Raw genomic sequence first — 1,593 nt, forward strand, 5'->3', positions numbered from 1 at the left:
TGCAAATACCTGTATATCAATAATGTATGAACACATCTGGTACATCACCGTAAGAATCATGGAGGGACCTCATGTAGCGGAGTACCGCAAGTCCTCCAAACAGTAGCAAGAAGTAGACTGACATGTCAAGTTGCTTTAGCTCCCTTCCAAGGTAGGTTTCTGTAATTTCATTGACTACATCACGGTCCAACAGAATATAGTTTTGCAATAAAATATATAGTAACGTAAACCAATAAAGTTACTTATACTTTGTTATCTACATACATTAAACTATTAAAAAGATACATCGTTACATTTGTGTATTATTAACTTAAATAACAATCTATATGAAACGATTTTTATCTTTATTTTTCCTATCTGTTTTAGTTTTTAGTTGTACAACTAAAGAAGATGTAGAACCAAGTAAAAATGAACCTAGAACAATAACAGTTCGATCAATAGTTGATATGGTGGTATCTCCGATGAGCGGTAAGCATGAAGCTCAAGACGGTCTAATATTGACAGACTATGAAATCCAGATAATTGATGAATTGGGAAATCCCCAAACTCAATATATTGATGTTATTTATGAAGGTATGACTTTCACATTTGATAATGTAGTAGGAGATGCTCATGTAATTATCTATAGATATGATGGGCAAGAGCCGTTCTTGACTGATAATTATGTCTTAAGAGGAGAAGATACGATCCTTTCAGGGAACTCTAGTATTTCTGTAGAAGTAGAGAATAAAGAATATTCTTATATAGTTATTCAAGGTCCGAAAGATAGTATCAAGGATGTTTATTTCAAAGGGCAGAAAGGGTCCGGTAATGAGTATCTAACGGATGCTAATTATCCGGAACATGATGCATATTATGTTTATTCGTATTCGTATCATTTCTCCCATATGGAGGTTATTGTAGAATACAATGACGGCAGCTTTGAAACTGTAAAAGGTTTTCATACTCAACCTAATTATCAGTATACTTATACTCTTAATGGTCCAGGTGAACCTATTGGGGATCCTAGTAGAAATATCGGATTAGTAATTAATCCTGGTTTTGAAGGATCTCCTATAGAGATGAATCCTGGAAATCTTCCACATTTTGGAATTGTGGGAACTCTAACTGAGTGGAATCCAGAAATGAGACTTATGCCTTACGAGATTATTGACGATTCTGCACCTGCAGAAATCAGATATTATTTTGATGTGTCTGAATTTGAAGGAAAGCACGAATTCAAATTCATATCTGAGAGTCATTGGGACTGTATAAATTTAGGAACTGATAACGAAACTAACAGCAATGGCAAATTTCTTTTAGATAAAGGGGCAGGTAATGTCCTATATACGGATGCTACTACAATAGTTCTAGTCTACGATAAATTCGAAGGAGACTACTATGTAATTATAGAAGGTATGTATGTACCAGCAAGTAAATAATATTCAAATGATCTGATCATATTTCAAATATAAATTTAATTTATATAATACAATGGAAAACTATAACAATTTCAATCATTCAAGGATCATTTTAACATCATTGGATACACCGTTCGCCGTTGTGCCACCCATTTCACTCATATTGTGCCAAAAATTCACACGCCATTGTGCC

The 1,593-nt window shown here is 33.9% G+C and carries 1 protein-coding gene; it reads left to right on the top strand.

What is annotated here, in order from left to right; genetic code table 11:
* Nucleotides 1-326 precede the first annotated feature (326 nt).
* Nucleotides 327-1,421 carry a hypothetical protein gene (locus HHU12_RS33825; protein ID WP_169661137.1) on the top strand — a complete coding sequence of 365 codons (1,095 nt, stop codon included), beginning with the start codon at nt 327-329 and terminating at the stop codon, nt 1,419-1,421.
* The last annotated feature ends 172 nt before the right edge of the window (nt 1,422-1,593 follow it).

This window comes from Flammeovirga aprica JL-4 (assembly GCF_012844305.1).
In the GTDB taxonomy this organism is placed as follows: Bacteria; Bacteroidota; Bacteroidia; order Cytophagales; family Flammeovirgaceae; genus Flammeovirga; species Flammeovirga aprica.